This window comes from Streptococcus sp. E24BD (assembly GCF_041807825.1).
In the GTDB taxonomy this organism is placed as follows: domain Bacteria; phylum Bacillota; class Bacilli; order Lactobacillales; family Streptococcaceae; genus Streptococcus; species Streptococcus entericus.
Genome location: NZ_JBGTZB010000083.1, coordinates 1 through 543 on the forward strand (window position 1 = coordinate 1; position 543 = coordinate 543).

The 543-nt window shown below is 35.5% G+C and carries 2 protein-coding genes; both read right to left on the reverse strand.

Annotated elements, in window-relative coordinates:
• A partial coding sequence (locus ACERC5_RS10180; RefSeq protein ID WP_373660677.1) for a nucleotidyl transferase AbiEii/AbiGii toxin family protein occupies positions 1–332 on the reverse strand: 332 nt, incomplete at its 3' end.
• Positions 319–543 (reverse strand): hypothetical protein (locus tag ACERC5_RS10185; protein ID WP_373660678.1); only part of this gene is annotated, 225 nt, incomplete at its 5' end. The genes ACERC5_RS10185 and ACERC5_RS10180, both read right to left, overlap by 14 nt.

The window sequence follows — 543 nt, forward strand, 5'->3', positions numbered from 1 at the left end:
CTTTCATCAGGTAACTTTTGAATAGACAAGCCAGACCACAGCACTTCCTCGATTTTCTTAAGAGCCCTATCTTTTTGTTTCTCGCTAAGCTCAGTATTCAAAAATGTTAAATCAATATCCTCTGAGAAACGTTCAATCGTTCCAGGATAACATTTACTCAGCGAGGTCCCACCTTTGAAGACACAACTCTCCATAAATTCACTCTGGGACAATTGCTGTAGTATCAAAACAATTAGGTAATCTCGTTTCACGGCATCTAATGGGATATGACGCCACTTACTAACGACTTGAGACAAAGTTTCAAATGCCTCTTTATCCTTATGCAACTTCATAGTAAGCCACCTTCGGTTCTTTGTATTTTGATAAGGTTGACAAATACTGATGAACAGTATTGGGAATATGATAAGAATCCAATATCAACTTCAAGAAATAGAGCGTACTTTTTTTATACCGATGCTCACTCAAAATCAAATCTAAAACGTGATCTTGAAAAGAATTTTTTGCAAAATATTCACAGTAATTAATAAACTGCTTTTCATCAAG